Raw genomic sequence first — 18,482 nt, 5'->3', positions numbered from 1 at the left:
CGAGCGTGTCGAGACCCAGGCTCAGCGCATCCGGCGTACGTCCCAGCGCCCGCCGCGGTGGACGAACCGGAGGTCGAGCGTCCCGCGCCGGCTGCCCAGCTGGAAGTCCGCCCCGCCCACGCCGCCCGGTGAGACCCGGCGGCAGGTGCCGACGTGCGGGAGGTCGAGCCGCCGCACGGTGCGCCACCCCTGGTCGGTGGAGCGCTGGAGCAGGGCCGGCCAGCCCGCACTGGTCGCGGTGGCCGTGACGCGAAGGACGCGGTCGCGCGCGACCGGGTGGACGACGTCGCACCTGCGGTCGACGGTGACCGGCAGGTCGAGCGGGTCGGCGCCGCGGGAGAGCACGACCGTCCTCGTGCGCACGGGCACGGCGAGGAGGCCCGCCCGGTCGTTGCGCCCGACGATCCGGGAGCGCATCGCCAGCGCCTGCCACGTCGCACCGTCCGTCGAGGTGACCACCCGGCGCTCCCCGCCGCGGCAGCGGAGCGTCAGCGCGTAGAAGCCGATCCGGCTCGTGGCGTCGTCCTCGAAGGAGCACCGCGACCCGCCCGGGCGGGAGAGGAGGGGGAGCGGGGCCTGCCAGGCCTGGGCCACCGGGTCGTAGAGCTGCACGCCGAGGTCGTCGCCGGAGTTCGCCACGACGGCGAGCGGGAGCTCCGGGGCGTCGAGGAGGTGGGGTGCGAAGTCCGGCTCGAAGGTGTCGGTCACCAGGCCGGGCGCCAGAAGGGGGGCGACGGCGGTCACGGCCCACGGCGACGTCTCGTCGGCACGCGTCAGCCGGGTCACGGCCCACCGGTCCCCGGTGTCGCCCAGCAGCACGGTGCGCGCGTCGAGGCTCGTCACGAAGTCGTCGCAGGCCCGCGGGTCGGTGACGACCTCCCGCGTGGGCTCGCCGGCGGCGAGGTAGGTGTCGAATGTGGTGGTGCAGCGCGCCGAGCTCGCCCATGCCACCGTGACGCTGCCGTCGTCGGCGACCAGGGGCGCCTGGGCACCCTCGAACCGGCCCGTCGACCGGGTCGTCCGGTGCTGCGCGAAGCCGCTGTCGAGGCTCCAGGTCATGTAGTCGCGGCCCCGCAGCCACGCCGCCCAGGTGCCCGCGGGCGAGATCGCCGGCGCACCCCACAGGTAGCCGGGGAGCCGGCGTGACTGCCAGTGCGTCGTGTCCGCGCTCGCCGCGGCGTAGGGCTTGCCCTCGTCGGGCTCGACGAGGGCAAGCCCGCACTCGAAGGTCACCGCGACGCCGGTCCCGGCGCCGCGGGCCTGCACGTTCCAGCAGCGCAGACCCGACTGCCGGAAGACCGTCGTGTAGCCGCTCCACTCACCCGTCGCCGCGTCCCGGCGGCGGCCCTGGATCTCCTTGCCGCCGGCGGAGCGGGTGACTTCGTAGCGATCACCGTCGACGAGCCGGACGACCTGCCCGTGGGCGACGTCGCGCGGCAGGCCCGCCAGGGGCGAGGCCGGGTGCGGGGGCACGGCGCCCGCCTGCTCGGCGGAGGCGGGGAGGGCCGTGGCCGGGGCCACCACCAGGACGATCGCACCCATCACCATCGCCCGAGGCCATCTCATCTCGGGAGCATAGGCCTCAGGCGAACGACCAGACGAGGAGCTCGGTGTCCTCGCTCGCGGTGACCGCGTGCCCGGGCTCGTCCTCGATGCGTACGGCGTCGCCCGCCCGCAGCGACTCGGGTCCGAGCGAGACGGCCCCGGTGGCCGCGAAGACGTGCTGGCGCGGGTCCTCGGGCAGGGTCGCGGACTGACCGGCCGCGAGCCGGGCGAGCAGCAGCCGCGCACCGGTCGTCCCGATCGGGAGGCCGCTCCCGCCCGCCACCTCGACCAGCCCGGAGCCGGGCAGCGGCGCCTCGCCGAGGACGTACGCCGGCTCGGTGCCCGGCTCGCTCGGCGCCAGCCACGCCTGCACGAACCGGCAGCGTCCGGACGCGGGGTCGGCGACCTCGCTGTGACGGACGCCGGAACCCGCCGAGAGCACCTGGGCGCGCCCGGCCCCGACCACGTGCTGCTCGCCCGAACGCGCGGAGTCGGTGTGGACGAGCGCGCCCTCGAGCACCCACGTGACGATCTCGAGCTCGGAGTGCGGGTGGTCGGGGTAGCCCCCGCCCGGCTCCAGCCGGTCGTCGTTGTGGCAGACGAGGGGCCCGAAGCCGAGGTTGGCGGGGTCGTAGTGGGACCCGAACGAGAAGGAATGCCTGGTCAACCGCCCCTTGACGGTCTCCGACGACCTGTCGGAACCGGCGTACAGGGCCATGGTCATGCCGATATCTTCGCCGATGTGGCTTCCCCGCATGACGTCCCCCTGCTCCCGCCCGGCTTCCGGTTCGGGACCAGCACCGCGGCCTACCAGATCGAGGGCGCCGCGGCCGAGGACGGGCGCGGCCCGAGCATCTGGGACACGTTCTGCGCCGAGCCGGACCGGATCGCCGACGGCAGCAGCGGCGCGGTCGCGTGCGACCACTACCACCGTGTCGACGAGGACGTCGCGCTCATGCAGGAGCTCGGGACCGGGGGCTACCGCTTCTCCATCGCGTGGCCACGGATCCAGCCCGACGGGCGGGGGCCGGCCAACGCGAGGGGCCTGGCCTTCTACGACCGGCTCATCGACACCCTGCTCGCCCACGGCCAGCAGCCGATGGTCACGCTCTACCACTGGGACCTGCCGCAGGCGCTCGAGGACGACGGTGGCTGGCTCAACCGCAGCACCGTCGACCGGTTCGCGGAGTACGCCGCCCTCGTGGGCGAGAAGTTCGCCGACCGCGTCGAGCACTGGATCCCGGTCAACGAGCCCAACGTCGCCTCGATCCTCGGCTACGGCATGGGCAGTCACGCCCCCGGCAAGGCGATGCTCTTCGAGTGCCTGGCCTCGGCCCACCACCTGCTGATGGCCCACGGCCGCGCGGCGATCGAGCTGCGCCGGGCGGGCGCGGAGTCGGTCGGCTGTGCCAACAACCACGCCCCGATCTGGCCGGCCAGCGACGACGACGCCGACGTCGGCATCTCCAAGATCTTCGACGCGCTGTGGAACGGCATGTTCCTCGAGCCGATGCTGCTCGGTCGCTACCCGGTCGACCTGATGCCGCTGTTCGACGACGTGATGCGCGACGGCGACCTGGCCACCATCCGCCAGCCGCTCGACTTCTACGGCGTCAACTACTACAACCCGATGCGCATCGCCGCGGCCGACGAGGAGTCGGACATCCCCTTCGAGATGCGCGAGGTCGTCGGCTACCCGACCACCGACTTCGGCTGGCCGATCGTGCCCGACGCGCTGCGCGAGTGGCTGGTCATGTTCCGTGCCCGCTTCCGCGCGGCCCTGCCGCCGATCATGATCACCGAGTCGGGCTGCAGCTACAACATGGGTCCCGACGAGCACGGCGTCGTCGACGACCAGCCCCGCATCGACTACCTCCGCTCCCACCTCAACGCGGTCTCCGAGGCCATCACCCGCGGCGTCGACGTCCGCGGCTACTACACGTGGTCGCTGATGGACAACTTCGAGTGGGCCGAGGGCTACACCCAGCGCTTCGGCCTCGTCCACGTCGACTTCGAGACGTTGGAGCGGACGCGGAAGAAGTCGTTCCAGTGGTACGCCGACCTGATCAAGGCCCAGCCCCAGCACCTCTAGGAGCCTGCGGCGGCGCGCCACCGTTGGTCGGGCGGTTCGGGGCTGGGGGGTCTCGTGACGGTCGCTGGGCGACCTCCTCGACCACCGGGTCGGGGGCCGGGCATCGTTGGTCGAGGAAGGCGCCCTGGCGCCTGTCACGAGACCCGGTCACGTGGGTCGGGCGGTTCTGGGCTGGGGGGTCTCGTGACGGTCGCTGGGCGACCTCCTCGACCACCGGGTCGGGGGCCGGGCATCGTTGGTCGAGGAAGGCGCCCTGGCGCCTGTCACGAGACCCGGTTCCCTGTCCACAGATCCTCCGAGCCCCTGACGAGCGCGCCCCTCGCCGCGACAGCCTGAGGGGCATGCCGCACGTCTACATCCTCGAGTGCGCCGACGGCAGCTTCTACGTCGGCAGCACCTGGGACCTCGAGCGCCGGATCGCCGAGCACAACCTCGGCCTCGGTGCGGCGTACACGCGGCGTCGGCGCCCGGTGACGCTGGCGTGGTGCGGCTACTACGACCGCGTCGAGGACGCGTACGCGATGGAGAAGCGGGTCCAGGGTTGGTCGCGCGCGAAACGGAAGGCGCTGATCGACGGTCGTACGGACGACCTGAGCCCGCTGTCCAGTCGGAGCTGGGCTGCCGTGCAGGCCCGGCGGGGGTCGGCAGACCAGGGCTGAGGGGTCTCGTGACGGTCGCTGCGCGACCTCCTCGACCAACGGAGCTCGGTGTCCGGGACCTCCTCGACCAACGGAGCTCGGCGTCCGGGACCTCCGCGCCCAGCGCTCGTTTGGCAGACTCACCGACATGGACCGCGACCGACCCGTCCCCGACCCGGCACGAGCGCGGGACGAGGGGTTCTCCGCGGGCGCGGCGAAGAACAGCTACGGGATGACGCGGGTCGCGCTGGCGCTGCTGGTGTTCATGATGGTCGTCGTCGGGTGGCGGCTCTACGACTTCTGGGACAGTCGCCAGCCCCCCGCGGGGGTGCAGGCGCAGGAGGCGACCGTGCTCGGGTTCGAGGCCCTCGGTCGGAGCCGGCCCGGCGACGGCTCGCCGGAGTACGCCTCGATCCACTTCCAGCTCCCCGACGGCAAGGACGCCTCCGCGCTCTACCAGCTGCGCCGCCTCGGCGAGGCCGAGGCCGGCGACACCATCACCGTCTACGAGCAGCGCGGCGAGTGGCGCACGACGAGCGAGAAGGCATGGGGATCGATGATCGGGTGGGGCCTGGGCATGGTCGCCCTCGTCGTGATGGTCTACGGCTGGTTCCGGGTGCGTCACCGCGCGAGGACGGGACAGCTCCCCCTCTGACGACGCGAGCAGGCGACGGGCCCCCAGACGCCTGAGCCCCACCGATAGGGTCGGGTCATGAGCCAGAGGCGTGTCGTGTACGTGGTCGGCTCGGGCCGCAGCGGCACGAGCACGATGGCCGGCACGCTGCGCACCCTGGGCCTCCACGTCCCGCAGCCGGAGGTCGTGGCCGACGCCACCAACCCCAAGGGCTTCGGCGAGCCCCGCTGGGTCGTCGACCTCCACACCGAGCTGCTCGCGCGCAGCAACGTCCAGGTCTCCGACGCCCGCCCGCGCGCCTGGCTCGACACCGGCACCACCAGCGGCGACCACGCCACCCGTGAGCGCGTGACGGCCTGGCTCGAGGAGCAGTTCGCCGTCGGCGATGAGCTGGTCATCAAGGACCCCCGCGCCGCCTGGTTCCTCGGCCTGTGGCGCGCGTCCGCCGACCGCTGCGCGGCCACGTCGTCGTACGTCACCATGCTGCGGCCGGTGACCGAGGTCGTCGGCTCGAAGCAGAAGTACTACGGCCAGATGGGCGCCGGCTCCGACCAGGGCGCGATCACCCGCACCGCCGCGTGGATCAACATCATGCTCCACACCGAGCGCGCGACCCGCGGCCAGCAGCGGGCGTTCGTCCGCTACGGCGACCTGCTCGACGACTGGACGCAGCCGGTCTTCGCGCTCGGCGAGGCCTTCGACCTGGCGGGCGTGAAGACCGCGATGGCCGTCGACATCGCCGAGGTGCACCGCTTCATCGACCCGTCGTTGCGCCGGGTGACGATGACCTGGGACGACATCGGGGTGCCGACGCGACTGCGTGAGCTAGCCGACGAGACCTGGCAGGCCCTCGACGCGCTCGCCTCCGACGACTCGGCCGACACCCAGGCGCGCTGCGACCAGCTCCGCGTGGCCTACGCCGACCAGTACGCCGACGCCGAGGCGTTCGCGCACTCGACCGTCGTCGCCCAGCGACGTACGGCGGCCGCGGACGCGCGTCGCGAGGCAGCCGAGCAGCCGCCCGCGAGGACGACCGCCCGCAGCGGGGCCGACCGGGTGCCCCACGCCGTCCGCGCGATGGTGCCGCCGGCCGCTCGGCGGAGGCTGCGCAAGGCGATCGGCCGGGAGCGCCCCGCCTGATGGCCGACATCGTCTCGCTCGAGGGCGACCCTGCCTACGACGTCACGTGGCCGTGGTCCTCCGGGGAACCGCTCGAGCCCGGCCTGACGTGCGTGTTCCGGGTCCGCAACGAGGCCCGCAACCTGCCGTGGGTGCTGCCGCCGATCTTCTCGGCCGTGCAGCAGGTCCTGCTCGTCGACAACGGCTCCGACGACGGCACCGCCGACGTCGCGCGCCGGGTCGCGGAGGAGTGCGGCGCAGCCGACCGGCTGACGGTCCTGGCCTACCCCCACCAGGTCGCGCGGGCCGGTGGCGAGCACCTGGCCACCCCGGCGACGAGCGTGCACTCGCTCACCCACTTCTACAACTGGTGCTTCTCCCACGTCCGCACGACCTACTCGATGAAGTGGGACGGTGACATGGTCCTCACGCCCGAGGGCGCCGGGATCCTGCGCGACCTCACGTGGCAGCTCGAGGCGGCCCGCGCGATCGTGGCGATGCCGCGCCACCCGCTCACCGTGGTCGACGACTCGACCGGCTGGCTCGACCTGTCGCTGCGCTTCCTCGAGCCGTGGATCTATCCGATGGGGCCGGACTTCACCTTCGTGAAGGCCTTCGACTGGGAGCTGCGCGAGTTCCCGTCCGGCGTGGAGCGGGTCGTGCTCCAGCAGGGGCTGGTGCTCGAGGTCAAGTGGCTCGACGCCGACGAGTACGCCCACTGGCGCCGCGACGGTGTCGACTTCACCAACACCCGGCTCTACCGCAAGCTGCGCGAGTTCGAGGTCGACGAGGCGATCCGCCACGGTGACCCCGAGGCTCTCGGCGGACTCGTGAAGGTGACCGCCCCCGAGGGAGTGCACATCATCGACCACGTCAGCCGTGACTGGCTCTGGCGCCAGCCCCGTCCGCTGGTCCAGCACTCGCTGCCGGCCTCGTTGAAGGAGAGGGTGCGCCCATGAGTCCCCACCCGCTCCACGACGTGCGGATGCCCGGTCCCACCCTGGTGCTCGTCGACGACGCCGACCGCCTCGCGATCCAGGCGCTGCACGGCATCGAGGACGTGCCCGGCCTCGAGCCGACGATCGTCCCGCTCTCCTCGCTCGACGGCCCGCGCAAGGGCTGGGGCTCAGTGCTCGTCGTGGCCGCGGACCGCGCCCGGCTGCGGCGGATGGCCAGCGCCGTACCCCTCCTCGGGCAGTGCAAGGTCGTCGCCTGCTGGCTGACCGACGCGCCCGTCCCGTGGGTGCTCGTGCCGCGACCGGAGTGGCCGCGGTTGGTGCACCTCGCTGCCCGCGAGGCGGGTGATCGAGGCGTGCTGACCGTCGCCCGCTTCGCCTCCGGTGCCCGCGCCCAGCTCGTCGTGATGGAGATGGCGCGTCAGGTCGCCGGGCCGGGCGACACCACCCACGGCGGCCTCGTCGTGGCCTACGCCGGTCGTCCCGCCGCTCCGGGACTGGACGCCCGGTCCGTCCTGCTGCCGGACGTCTCGGGCGCCGGCGAGGCCGAACGCGACGTCCCCCCGGACGTCGTCGTCGCCCGTCGTGGTGGAGAGATCGCCGACCACCACGTCATCGACCGCGCGCCGACGGTCGTCACCGATCCCGGCCCCGAGCCGGTCGACGAGCGCGTCTACAACCCTGTCGGCTTCCGCAAGGACTGGGACCACCCGGTCGTCGAGCTCTCCCGCATCAGCCGGGGCCCCGTCACCGAGGACGTCGTCGCGGCCGCCCGGGCCTTCCAGGGGGTCCGCCTCGACGCGCACACCCCGACCGCCGACCTCCTCGCGCTGGCCATCTCGGGCGTCCCCGTCGTCACCGAGGGCGTGCTCGACGTCGCGCCCGCGCTGGCGGCGGCCCTGGACGCCGCCGTCGACCTCGACGACCCGCTGCGTCGCGAGGAGCACAGCCTCGCGGTGCGGCGCGCGGCGTTCGACCACCACTCGACGCTCGCGTGGCGATCCGCGCTCGCCGACCGCTCCGGCACCCGCCACGTCGGCCTGCCGCCGGTCAGTGTGCTGCTGTCCACCCGGCGGCCCGACATGCTCGACTTCGCGCTGCGGCAGGTCGCCCGGCAGCGGGGCGCGGAGATCGAGCTGGTGCTGGCCGCCCACGGCTTCGAGCCCGACCGCGACGCCGTACGCCGGGCGCTCGGCGACCGCCCGCACCAGGTGCTGGGCTTCGAGCAGTCGACGTTCTTCGGTGACGTGCTCACCACCGCCGCGCGGGCCGCGTCGAGCGAGGTGCTGCTCAAGATGGACGACGACGACTGGTATGCCCCTGACGCCGTCCACGACCTGCTCATGGCCCGGCGCTTCTCCGGCGCCGACGTGGTCGGGATGCCGTCGGAGTTCGTCTACCTCCACGGCAACGACAGTCGCGAGGCCCTCACCGTGCGGCGCCGGCACCCGTCGGAGGTGTTCGCCCGCTTCATCGCCGGCGGCACGATCCTCGTCGACCGCGGCCTGCTCCGCTCGCTGGGCGACTTCCGGCGGGTGCGCAGGTTCGTCGACGCGCAGCTGCTCGCCGGCGTCGAGGCTGCCGGCGGACGGATCTACCGCACGCACGGACTCGGCTACATCCTGCGGCGCACCGGAGACGGGCACACCTGGGTGCGGGACGACGAGGAGTTCCGGCGACCTGACATCGTGGCCTCGGAGTGGAGCGGCTTCCAGCCGAGCCTGGCGCTGGAGGTCGACCCGATCGACCGGCCTGACGGGGGTGGGCAGTGATGGCACGGCAGCCGGTGGTGCGCGCCAACGACTGGGGCTCGCTCACGCCCGCGAGCCTCGGCAGCTGGGAGCCCACGCTGTCGGTCACGGTCGTGGTCCCGACCTTCAACTACCAGCGCACGCTGCCCTACGTCCTCGCCGGCCTCGCCGCTCAGTCCTACCCCGCGCACCTGCTCGAGGTGCTCGTGGTCGACGACCAGAGCTCGCCGGCCCAGGAGCTGCCCGAGGTGCGGCCCGACCACACCCGGATCCTCCGCGTCGAGGAGGGCTGGGGACGCGCCAACGCCTGCCACCTCGGCGCGCTCGCTGCCGACGGCGACGTGCTGCACTGGTACGACGCCGACATGCTCGCCTACCGCGAGGAGGTGGAGGCGCACGCGCGGTGGCACCACCTCGTCGACTACGCCGTCCCGGGCGGTCACAAGCTCTTCGTCGACCCCGCCTCGCTGCTCGACACCGACCCCGCCGTCGTACGCGACCGGGTGGCGGCCGGCGAGGCCGGCGACCTGTTCCCCGGCCAGGAGCACGAGCCGCACCAGTGGGTCGAGGACTACTGGGCCAAGACCGACGACCTGCGCACCGCCGGGCCGCGCGCACAGCGCTTCCACATCGGCATGACCGGCTCGGTCACCAAGGCCCTCTACGTCGACTCCGACGGCTTCGACCGCACGCTGCGGCTCGGTGAGGACATGCACCTGGGCCACTCGCTCGCGCAGGCCGGCGGCGTCTTCGTGGTCGACCGGGAGGCACGCAGCTGGCACCTCGGGCGCTCGCAGGTGCTCCGCCGCGCCGAGCAGGTCAACCGCTACAACGACCCCTATCTCGCCGATCTCGTCCCGACCATGCGACCCAAGCGCAACCGGCACGGGCGGTCCTACCAGGTCCCCTACCTGGAGGTCGTGCTCGCAGCGGGGCCGGCCGACGAGACGATCCAGCTCGTCGACTCGCTGCTCGACGGTGACGTGCCCGACCTCCGGGTGACGGTCGTCGGCCCGTGGGGCGACGTGCACGAGGACCGCGTCCAGCCGGTCGAGGACCCGGTGCTCGAGACCCGTCTGGTGCACCGCTCCTACGTCCACGAGCCGCGGGTGCGCCTGGTCGAGTCCTTCGACGGCACCTCGGACGCCGAGTTCGTGCTGACGCTCCCCGACGTCTCGCTCGCCCCGCTCCCGCAGACGCTGTCGGCCCTCCTCGACGACCTCGAGCGCACCCACCACGGTGCGCGCGTGCTGACGTACGACGACGGGGTGGCCGCGCGCCTCGAGCGCACCTCGGCGCTGGCCCGCGTCGCCCGGCTGGCAGGTGACGGCGACGACCGCGAGGCCCTGCTCGACGAGTCCTTCGGCGTGAAGACCTACGCCGCCCGATCGGTCGGCTGGGTGCCGGTCGACCAGCGCGGGGTCGAGCGCTTCACCCTGGGCGCCCGCCCGCCGATGGACCCCGACAAGTCGGAGAACAAGCTGCGTCGTGCCCTGCGCAAGGCCGACGACGCCCCGCCCGCCCGCACCCCGGGGGTCGAGCCGGGGGTCGAGCCCGAGGCCGCGCACCGGCGCGGGATCTTCGGCCGCCGCCGCTGATCCTCCCCGCCGGTCGAGCAGCGAGCGCCAGCGAGCGTGTCGAAGCCAAGGAGATCGGGAGCCTGGGTCTCGACACGGGCCTGGCGGCCCTGCTCGACCGGCGGTCGCGACGATCGAGGTCAGTCCGCGCCGAACAGGTCGCGCGTGTAGACCTTCTCGCGGACGTCGGCGAGCTCCTCGACCATCCGGTTGGCGACGATCACGTCGGCCTTCGCCTTGAACTTCTCGAGGTTGCGGTAGACCTTCGAGCCGAAGAACTGCTTGTCGGCGAGCTCGGGCTCGTAGATCACGACCTTCACGCCCTTGGCCTTGAGCCGCTTCATGATCCCCTGCACCGACGACTCGCGGAAGTTGTCCGAGCCCGACTTCATGATCAGCCGGTGGATGCCGACGACCTTCGGCCGCCGGTCCAGGATGTCGAAGGCGATGAAGTCCTTGCGGGTGGTGTTGGCCTCGACGATGGCGGAGATCAGCGTCTGCGGGACGTCGGAGTAGTTGGCCAGCAGCTGCTTGGTGTCCTTCGGCAGGCAGTAGCCGCCGTAGCCGAACGACGGGTTGTTGTAGTGGGTGCCGATCCGCGGGTCGAGCCCCACACCGTCGATGATGTGGCGGGTGTCGAGCCCGCGGGAGAGCGCGAAGGAGTCGAGCTCGTTGAAGTAGGCGACCCGCATCGCGAGGTAGGTGTTGGCGAAGAGCTTGATCGCCTCGGCCTCGGTCGGCGCGGTGAAGAGCACGGGCACGTCGTCGGCGTCGGCGCCCTTGACGAGCAGCTCGGCGAAGGCGCGGGCCCGCTCGGAGTCCTCTCCCACGACGATCCGCGCCGGGTGGAGGTTGTCGTGCAGCGCGCGTCCCTCGCGGAGGAACTCGGGGGAGAAGATGACGTCGGCGGTGCCGAGCCGGGCGCGTACGTCCTCGATGTAGCCCACGGGCACGGTCGACTTCACGACCATCGTCGCCCGGGGGTTGAGCCGCATCACGTCGCGCATCACCGACTCGATCGAGCTGGTGTCGAAGTAGTTCGTCTCCGGGTCGTAGTTCGTCGGCGTCGCGATGATGACGAAGTCGGCCCCGGTGTGCGACCTCTCGGCGTCGGTGGTGAAGGTGAGGTCGAGGTCCTCCTCGGCGAGGAAGCGCGAGATGTCGTCGTCGTGGATCGGGCTCTCTCCGCGCTCGAGCCTCTCGATGCGCCCCTCGTCGAGGTCGAGGCCCACGACCGTGTTGTGCCGGGCGAGCAGCACCGCCATGGACAGGCCGACGTAGCCGAGACCGGCGACGGAGATCTTGGTGGTCACGCCGTCAGTCTGCCGCACCACGGCGGCGCGGAGGTGAACCCGAGGCGGACCTACCCAACCTCGGTGGGCAGGACGACGAACCAGGGCTCGTCCCAGCCGGAGATCCCCAGTGACCCGCTCGCGAAGTCGTCGCGGCGCACGGCGCGGGTCCGGCCCGACGCCGGGTCGTAGACGGAGGTGCCGTCGCCGGAGCTCGCGGTGGCGAGCACGACGTGCCCCGGTCGCAGCCTGTTGCCGACGAACGTCGCGATCGCGTGGCCCCGGGCGACGGCGTCGACCACCTCGTCGTACGCCTCGGCGCGGCGGCTCGGTGCCACCGCGCGCACCTGGTGAGGCGTGCCCGGAGGGGCGGTCCCGCCGGTGTTGCGGAGCTCGGTGGCAAGCGCCCACGGAGTGGTGCCCAGGGAGCGTGGCCACGGGATCTGGAGAGCGCCTGCCGCGTCGGAGAGGCGGTTGGTGCGCACGTGGGTGGCGAGCGCCTCGTCGGCGAACCTCTGCTGCGCCGTGCGGGCCTCGGGCCGCGGGCTCCCGTCCCTGCCGGTATGGATCCACGTGGCGTACGCCGGGTCGCCGAGCATGCGAGCCATCACCAGGCACGAGGAGCCGCACGTCGTCTGGTCCGGCTGCACGAAGTGCCCGGTCGTCGTCCCACGCGGCCCGACGAGCGGCGCGGGACCGAGACGGTCATGGGCCCGCCCGGGACCCGGCCGACCTGCCAGCGCGTCGCGCATCCGGTCGATCGTGTCCTCGAGCAGGCCCATGGCCCCTGTTCTACCGCGTCGCGGTCAGCCCCGGTCGCTCGAGTCGCCGGTCACGACGACGTAGAAGCGCTTGCGGGTGTCGGCGGTGGTGACGGTGCCGTCGCTGTTGCGCGGGCTGACGACCAGGTGGTTGGTGTTGCCGGTGCCGGGAGGCGCGCAGTTGACGACGTTGGGCTGGCACATCGCCGCGGAGATCTCACCGGAGAACTCCGGGTTGGCGTCCGCACCGGGGGCGCGGCCGTTGGTGATGCCGTCACCGTTCTGGTCGACGGTGTTCTGCAGGGCGATGGTGGCGATCACGCCGTTGTTGGCGAGGTTCTCGCCGGCGTCGATGTAGACGTTGCCGTTGGCGCGCAGGCCCGCGGTGTCGGCGCCCATCGGCGCGAGCGTCGGGTAGGCGGCGGTCACGGTGAAGCCACCGGACTGGGCGACGATCGCACCGGTGGCGTCGACGAGGGCCCAGCGACCGACCCCGGCCGGACCGGCCGGACCCTGCTGGCCGGCGAGCTCGCCGGGGCGGAAGGCGTTGGCACGCAGCGTGCCGTCCTTGATCTGGCGGGCGCCGATCGTCTTGTTCTTGATGTCACGACCCTCGATGGTCCGGTTCTTGATCTTCTTGCCCGTGATCGTGTTGTTCTTGATGTTCTTCGCCGTGATGGAGTTGTCGCGGATGTCCTTGCCGCCGATCATGCCGGTGGCGTACGACGTGCCGGTGGACGCCACGACCAGCGCCATGACCGCGACGGCCATGGACGGGGAGAGGCGGGGGAGCTTGGGGAGGCGCATGGGTCTGGACCCTTCGTCGACAGGGCCGCCGGGACCGGCGGCTCACCGGGTGGTTCGACGTGACGCGGGCCACGGATGTCCGACTTAAGTAGCCTTCTCGCCGATTCCCGCCGATTCCCGCCGATTCCTCGGACGGCCGCTGCCTTGGTCGTCACTGACAGGCTGAGCGCATGGGAATGGGAAAGAAGGTCGCGGCCTTCGGGATCGCCAAGAAGATCTACGACGAGGCGCGCAAGCCGCACAACCAGGCCAAGATCAAGGCCGCGGTCAAGAAGGTGCAGGACCGGCGTCGGCCCCACTGATCACCGACGCCGTCGGTGACCCCACGCGAAGGCGGCCAGCCCGCCGAGCACCGGCCAGAGCGCGAGCCGCTCGAGGGCGCCGGCCATCCGGCCGTCCTCGCCCGAGAGCACGAAGCCGACCGCGCCGGCTGCGGTGACCAGGCCCGTCGCGAGCAGAGCCTTCGCCAGCTGGGGCCGATCGTGCCTCAGCCGGTGCCCGAGCAGCATCAGTGCGAGCGGCTGGGCGACGAAGAGCGGCGTCGCGGCCATGGCGTGGAGCGTGGCGTCCTGGTCGAGCGGCGCCAGCCCCGTGGCGTACGAGCTCGCGCCCGACACCACGAGCAGTCCCGTCACCCACGGACCGAGCGGCCTGGCCATCAGCAGCGCGCCGCCGGCCAGTGCGACCCCGTAGGCCATGAAGGACCCGTTCATCACCTCGTGCCGTGCAGAGCAGTAGCCGTCGGTGCACCCGACCTCGCCGAGCTTGCTGACGGTGTCGGACACGAAGCTGTAGCCGCCCGTCGTCCCCGCGGCGGTCACGACCTCGGTGAGGACGTACGTCGGTCGCAGCAGGAAGACCAGGGCGCCGAGCCGGGCCGCGCGGGAGGTGTCGGTCACGACCCTCACGCTAGTGCCCGGGCCGAGCGCCCTCCGGCTCAGCCGAGCTCGCGTCCCAGTCGTGCCGCCGCGGCGACGACCGCTGGTCCGATGCGACCGGCGTCGGAGACGTCGAAGACCGAGACCCCGATGGACAGCGCCGTGCCGTCGTGGCCGCCGGGGACGTGGGCCGAGATGCCGCCGACGGCGGGGGTGACCTCGCCGAAGGTCACGGCGTAGCCGACCTCGCGGGCCGCAGCGACCTCCGCTCGTTCGCCCTCGCGCCGGGGCCGCGCGGCCAGGAGTGCCAGCCCGGCGGAGCCCTGGTCGATCCGGTCGACCTGCCCGGGGCGGAACGCGACGTGCACCGTGGCGTTGCGCGGCTCGATCACCAGCATCGCCCTCGCGGTGTCCTCGTCCTCGCGCACCACCAGGTGTGCCGTGGCCTGGAGGTCGTCGGCCAGCTCCTGCAGCAGCGGGGTGGCGACCAGGCGCAGGTCGCGCTCGACCGGCTCGGCCAGCGGCACCAGGCCCGCCCCGAGGTGGAACCGCTTCGCGCGGTCGCGACGCACGAGGCGGTGGGCCTCCAGGGTGTGCGCGAGCCGGTGGGCGACGGTGCGGTGCACCTCGATCCCCGTGGCGATCTCGGTGATCGTCAGCCCGTCGCCGCGCTCGGCGAGGAGCTCCAGGACGCGCAGCCCCTGGTGCAGCGTCTTGCTCATCTGCCTGTCGGGAGCGGGATCGTGATCGTTCGGCACGCGGTCATCCTCCTGGGTGGGGCGGGCACGTCACTGTCCCTCGCGATCGCGGGGTTGACGAGCGTCACGCGACGTGGCTAACTGTGCGTGCCATTTTCGCATACAACGTGCGAATAACGCACATCGGAGGCCCGGGATCATGGAGCAGCACGGCGAGGTCGACGACCTGACGGTCGTGCAGGTGCTGCGCGCCTACGCCCGCCAGGCCCGCCTCATCGACTCCTTCGACGGTCCCGGGTGGGCCGCGACCTTCACCACCGACGGCGTGTTCGCCTCCCCGTCCTACCCGCAGCCCGTCGTCGGCACCGACGCCCTGGTCGCGTTCGTCGAGCAGTACGCCGAGACCGCCCGGGCCACTCGCACCACCAGTCGACACGTCGTGACGAACGTCGACGTGGTGCCCGGCCCGCGTCCGGGCAGCGTCGTCGCCCATGCCTACCTGCAGATCGTCGCCACCCCGGCCGGCGAGCCGAGCCGCCTGGTGCGGCTCACCACGCTGACCGACCAGCTCGTCGCCTCGGCGGACGGGTGGCGCTTCGCGCGCCGCGACGTCCGCCGCGACGACGTGCCACCGGTCCCCGACAGCACCCCCGACAGCACCCCCGAGAGCACTTCAGGAGCCCGACCATGACTGCCACCATCCCCGCCTCCGAGCACCCCGGACGTGTCGAGGGCACGCTGATGCAGGTCGACCACCCCGAGCTGCGCGGCAAGGTCGCCGTGGTGACCGGCGCCGGTCGCGGCATGGGTGCCCGGTTCTCCGCCGCCCTGGCCCGACGGGGTGTCCACGTGGTCGGCGCCGACATCGACGAGTCGCTCATGGGCGAGGCCGCCTCGGCGATCACTCGCGAGCACGAGGGCGTCGACGGCGCGGGCGACGTCGTCGCGACGGGCGTCGACGTCCGTGACCGTGAGGCACAGCAGCGGGTCGCCGAGCTGGCGCGCGATCGCTTCGGTCGCCTCGACCTGTGGATCAACAACGCGGGTGTCTTCCCCGAGGCCCCCGCCATCGAGGTCCCCGTGTCGCAGATGCAGGCGACGCTGTCGATCAACGTCGAGGGCGTGCTCTACGGCGCCCAGGCGGCGGCGTCGGTGATGGAGCCGGGCGGCTCGATCATCAACATGGCCTCGGTCGCCGCGGTGCGCGTGCGTCGGGGACGCTCGGCGTACTGCTCCTCCAAGGCCGCCGTCGCCCACCTGACCGAGTGCCTCGCCGTCGAGCTGGGCGACCTGGGGGTGCGGGTCAACGCGATCGCACCGGGGTTCGTCGACACCGAGATGACGCGCTGGGTCCAGGACGACCCGCAGGCGCTGGCGAAGGCGCTCGACAGCATCCCCCTGCACCGGCTCGGCTCGCCCGAGGAGATCGTGGGACCGATGCTGTTCCTGGCCAGTGACAGCGCGCGCTACGTGACGGGCCACATCCTGGCCGTCGACGGCGGGTCGCGCCATGTCTGACCAGGTGCACCCGGGGCGCGTGGTCCTGGTCACCGGTGCCGCGGGCGGGATGGGCGCGGGCCACGCCCGCGCACTGGCGGGGGCGGGTTGGCGCGTCGCACTGGCCGACGTCGTCGACGCCGAGCCCGTCGCCGAGGAGATCCGTGCCGCGGGCGGTGTCGCGACCTCGCACCGCCTCGACGTGGTGGACCGGGCGCAGTGGGACGACGTCGTGGCCGCGGTCGGGGAGACGCACGGCGGCCTCCACGGACTGGTCAACAACGCCGGGATCTCGCGCCGGCTGCGCTTCATGGACACCACGCCCGAGGTCTGGCGCCAGGTCATGGCGATCAACGTCGACGGCCCCTTCCACGGCACCCAGGCGTGCGCCCCGCTGATGCGCGACTCAGGCGGCGGCTCCATCGTCAACATCAGCTCGATCGCCGGCCAGATCGGCTACTTCTCGCCCTCCTACTCGACCTCGAAGTGGGCGCTGCGCGGGCTCACCAAGTCGGCGGCGGGCGAGCTCGCCGCGTGGGGCATCCGGGTCAACTCGGTGCACCCCGGGCTCGTCGCGACGCCGCTGCTCAGCGGGTCCGACGGCTTCGTCGACAGCGCGGTCGCCAGCATCCCGGCCGGTCGGACCGGGCGCCCCGACGAGGTCACCGCCGTCGTCTCCTTCCTGCTCGGCGACGGCTCGTCGTACATGACGGGAGCCGAGCTCACCGTCGACGGAGGCCTGGTCTCCAACGGCACCTATCACCGCATCCTCGACGAGATGGAGGGCTCCCTGTGAGCGACCACGACTTCGACGTCATCGTGATCGGAGGCGGTGGGGCCGGCCTGGCCGCCGCGGTCTCCGCCGCAGAGCGCGGCGCATCGGTGATCCTCTTCGAGGCCGAGGGCGAGCTGGGTGGCTCCACGCAGCTGTCGGCGGGCATGTTCACCGCCGCCGGCACGAGCGTGCAGAAGGAGCTGGGCGTCGACGACAGCGTCGACCGCTTCTTCCAGCACTACATGGACCTCAACCAGTGGCTGCTCAAGCCCGGTCTCGTACGCCGGTTCTGCGAGCTGTCCGGGCCCACCCTGGAGTGGCTGCTCGGGCTCGGCCTCGAGGTGCCGGCGCAGCTGTCGGGCAACGCGCACACCCCCGGCCTGTGCCGGGCCGGCGTCGAGGACGTCTGGCGCGCCCACGTGCCCAAGGACCAGGGCTACGGGCTGGTGCAGGTCCTCGACCGGGCCCGCCGGGCCGCGGGGGTCGAGGTCGCGCTCCACACGCGCGTCGAGCGGCTCCTCGTCGAGGACGGTCGGGTGAGCGGCGTGGTCGCCGACGGCGTCGAGCTCCACGCCGGAGGCGTGGTCGTCGCCTCCGGCGGGCTCGCCCAGGACGACGCGCTCGTGAAGCGGTTCTTCCCCGACGCCCTCGCGGCCGGCGACTCGCTGTTCGTCGTGGCGGCACCCGGCTCCCGCGGCGACCACATCGGGTTCGGCGAGCAGGTCGACGCCTCCGTCGCCGGCGCGGGGTGGGGCCTGATGCTCCCGACGGCCGAGTTCGTCCGCCACCACCACTGGCAGGCGGGGTTCCCACCCGTCTCCCGCGTCCACGTCAACAGCCGCGGGCGCCGGTTCATGGACGAGGACGCCTCCTACGCGGTGAGCGGCGGACTGATCGAGGCCCAGGGCGGGCCGGCGTGGATGGTCTTCGACGAGGCGGCCCGGCTCGCGCTCCCGGCCGGCTACGCCGACTGGGAGGCCGACCGCGTCACCGACCTCGTCGCCGGCGGAGCGGTCCGCCGGGCGGACTCGGTCGAGGACCTCGCCGCAGAGATCGACGTGCCCGCCGACCACCTCCTCGCCACCGTGTCCCGGTGGAACCAGCAGCTGCCGCAGGGCAGCGACATCGACTTCCAGCGCGACCAGACGCTGGCAGCCAAGGGGGCGACGGCGCCCCTCGCGGAGATCGCGTCCCCGCCGTTCTACGCCACGCGCGTGCTCCCGGCCGAGCTGGTGTGCACGCACGCGGGTCTGGAGATCGACGTACGAGCGTCGGTCCTGGACAGCAGGGCCCGGCCGATCCCGGGTCTCCACGCCGCCGGCGAGGCCGGCGGCGGCGTGCTCGGGAACCGCTACGTCGGTGGCGGGAACGCCATCGCCAACGCCGTCACCATGGGCCGGCTCGCCGGTCAGTCCGCAGCAGCGGGCGCGACCGCCTGACCCGCGCGGGACAGGCACCTCAC

At 72.7% G+C, this 18,482-nt stretch carries 19 protein-coding genes; 12 read left to right on the top strand and 7 right to left on the bottom strand.

Features of this window, described 5'->3' with window-relative positions; all coding sequences use genetic code 11:
• Positions 1–21: 21 nt before the first annotated feature.
• Both IEZ25_RS19085 and IEZ25_RS19080 read right to left on the bottom strand, forming a co-directional pair.
• Positions 22–1,566, bottom strand: coding sequence for a hypothetical protein (locus IEZ25_RS19085; protein ID WP_191201051.1), 1,545 nt, complete (start codon positions 1,564–1,566; stop codon positions 22–24).
• Positions 1,567–1,582: 16 nt separating this feature from the next.
• Positions 1,583–2,269 (bottom strand): pirin family protein, encoded by a 687-nt coding sequence (locus IEZ25_RS19080; RefSeq protein ID WP_191201050.1) that lies wholly within the window; start codon positions 2,267–2,269, stop codon positions 1,583–1,585.
• An 18-nt stretch (positions 2,270–2,287) separates the two neighbouring features.
• Between IEZ25_RS19080 and IEZ25_RS19075 the strand changes: the two genes are divergently transcribed.
• From IEZ25_RS19075 to IEZ25_RS19045, 7 genes are all read left to right on the top strand, one after another.
• Complete coding sequence (locus IEZ25_RS19075; protein WP_318152337.1) at positions 2,288–3,637, top strand: GH1 family beta-glucosidase; 1,350 nt, start codon at positions 2,288–2,290, stop codon at positions 3,635–3,637.
• A 341-nt stretch (positions 3,638–3,978) separates the two neighbouring features.
• Positions 3,979–4,296 carry a GIY-YIG nuclease family protein gene (locus IEZ25_RS19070; RefSeq protein WP_191201048.1) on the top strand — a complete coding sequence of 106 codons (318 nt, stop codon included), beginning with the start codon at positions 3,979–3,981 and terminating at the stop codon, positions 4,294–4,296.
• A gap of 127 nt (positions 4,297–4,423) precedes the next feature.
• Positions 4,424–4,930, top strand: a complete 507-nt coding sequence (locus tag IEZ25_RS19065; RefSeq protein ID WP_191201047.1) for a hypothetical protein — start codon at positions 4,424–4,426, stop codon at positions 4,928–4,930.
• A 57-nt stretch (positions 4,931–4,987) separates the two neighbouring features.
• Positions 4,988–6,049, top strand: coding sequence for a sulfotransferase family protein (locus tag IEZ25_RS19060; RefSeq protein ID WP_191201046.1), 1,062 nt, complete (start codon positions 4,988–4,990; stop codon positions 6,047–6,049).
• Complete coding sequence (locus tag IEZ25_RS19055; protein WP_191201045.1) at positions 6,049–6,987, top strand: glycosyltransferase family 2 protein; 939 nt, start codon at positions 6,049–6,051, stop codon at positions 6,985–6,987. The genes IEZ25_RS19060 and IEZ25_RS19055 overlap by 1 nt, the downstream gene beginning before the upstream one ends.
• Complete coding sequence (locus tag IEZ25_RS19050) at positions 6,984–8,756, top strand: glycosyltransferase (RefSeq protein ID WP_191201044.1); 1,773 nt, start codon at positions 6,984–6,986, stop codon at positions 8,754–8,756. Before IEZ25_RS19055 ends, IEZ25_RS19050 begins: the two co-directional genes overlap by 4 nt.
• A complete protein-coding gene (locus tag IEZ25_RS19045) occupies positions 8,756–10,333 on the top strand; it encodes a glycosyltransferase family 2 protein (protein ID WP_191201043.1) in 1,578 nt (525 codons plus the stop codon). The genes IEZ25_RS19050 and IEZ25_RS19045 overlap by 1 nt, the downstream gene beginning before the upstream one ends.
• Before the next feature lie 119 nt (positions 10,334–10,452).
• Here IEZ25_RS19045 and IEZ25_RS19040 read toward each other — a convergent pair whose 3' ends face one another.
• From IEZ25_RS19040 to IEZ25_RS19030, 3 genes are read right to left on the bottom strand one after another with little or no spacing between them, the layout of a single operon-like run.
• Positions 10,453–11,625 carry a nucleotide sugar dehydrogenase gene (locus tag IEZ25_RS19040; RefSeq protein WP_318152336.1) on the bottom strand — a complete coding sequence of 391 codons (1,173 nt, stop codon included), beginning with the start codon at positions 11,623–11,625 and terminating at the stop codon, positions 10,453–10,455.
• 50 nt (positions 11,626–11,675) lie between these two features.
• Positions 11,676–12,386, bottom strand: a complete 711-nt coding sequence (locus IEZ25_RS19035; protein WP_191201042.1) for a hypothetical protein — start codon at positions 12,384–12,386, stop codon at positions 11,676–11,678.
• Positions 12,387–12,410: 24 nt separating this feature from the next.
• A complete protein-coding gene (locus IEZ25_RS19030; protein WP_191201041.1) occupies positions 12,411–13,172 on the bottom strand; it encodes a hypothetical protein in 762 nt (253 codons plus the stop codon).
• 170 nt (positions 13,173–13,342) lie between these two features.
• On the opposite strand from IEZ25_RS19030, the gene IEZ25_RS21955 reads away from it, so the two are divergent.
• Positions 13,343–13,474 carry a hypothetical protein gene (locus tag IEZ25_RS21955; protein WP_263575256.1) on the top strand — a complete coding sequence of 44 codons (132 nt, stop codon included), beginning with the start codon at positions 13,343–13,345 and terminating at the stop codon, positions 13,472–13,474.
• On the opposite strand, the gene IEZ25_RS19025 is transcribed toward IEZ25_RS21955, so the two are convergent.
• Together IEZ25_RS19025 and IEZ25_RS19020 are read right to left on the bottom strand one after the other, a co-directional pair.
• Positions 13,475–14,071, bottom strand: coding sequence for a DUF998 domain-containing protein (locus tag IEZ25_RS19025; protein ID WP_191201040.1), 597 nt, complete (start codon positions 14,069–14,071; stop codon positions 13,475–13,477).
• A 38-nt stretch (positions 14,072–14,109) separates the two neighbouring features.
• Positions 14,110–14,808: an IclR family transcriptional regulator gene (locus IEZ25_RS19020; RefSeq protein ID WP_318152335.1), complete on the bottom strand. Its 699-nt coding sequence runs from the start codon at positions 14,806–14,808 to the stop codon at positions 14,110–14,112.
• Positions 14,809–14,947: 139 nt separating this feature from the next.
• Here IEZ25_RS19020 and IEZ25_RS19015 point away from each other — a divergent pair, with 139 nt between their 5' ends.
• The 4 genes from IEZ25_RS19015 to IEZ25_RS19000 are packed head-to-tail and all read left to right on the top strand — an operon-like array spanning position 14,948 to position 18,459.
• On the top strand, positions 14,948–15,439 hold the full coding sequence (locus tag IEZ25_RS19015) for a nuclear transport factor 2 family protein (protein ID WP_191201039.1): 492 nt from the start codon (positions 14,948–14,950) through the stop codon (positions 15,437–15,439).
• Positions 15,436–16,266 carry an SDR family NAD(P)-dependent oxidoreductase gene (locus tag IEZ25_RS19010; protein ID WP_191201038.1) on the top strand — a complete coding sequence of 277 codons (831 nt, stop codon included), beginning with the start codon at positions 15,436–15,438 and terminating at the stop codon, positions 16,264–16,266. The genes IEZ25_RS19015 and IEZ25_RS19010 overlap by 4 nt, the downstream gene beginning before the upstream one ends.
• Positions 16,259–17,041 (top strand): SDR family NAD(P)-dependent oxidoreductase, encoded by a 783-nt coding sequence (locus IEZ25_RS19005; RefSeq protein WP_191201037.1) that lies wholly within the window; start codon positions 16,259–16,261, stop codon positions 17,039–17,041. Before IEZ25_RS19010 ends, IEZ25_RS19005 begins: the two co-directional genes overlap by 8 nt.
• Positions 17,038–18,459, top strand: coding sequence for an FAD-dependent oxidoreductase (locus IEZ25_RS19000; protein WP_191201036.1), 1,422 nt, complete (start codon positions 17,038–17,040; stop codon positions 18,457–18,459). The genes IEZ25_RS19005 and IEZ25_RS19000 overlap by 4 nt, the downstream gene beginning before the upstream one ends.
• Positions 18,460–18,482: the final 23 nt, after the last annotated feature.

It is taken from the genome of Nocardioides hwasunensis (genome assembly GCF_014779665.1).
Taxonomy (GTDB): Bacteria; Actinomycetota; Actinomycetes; order Propionibacteriales; family Nocardioidaceae; genus Nocardioides; species Nocardioides hwasunensis.
The sequence above is the reverse complement of the archived record's forward strand: the minus strand, read 5'-3'. Positions and strand labels throughout refer to the sequence as shown.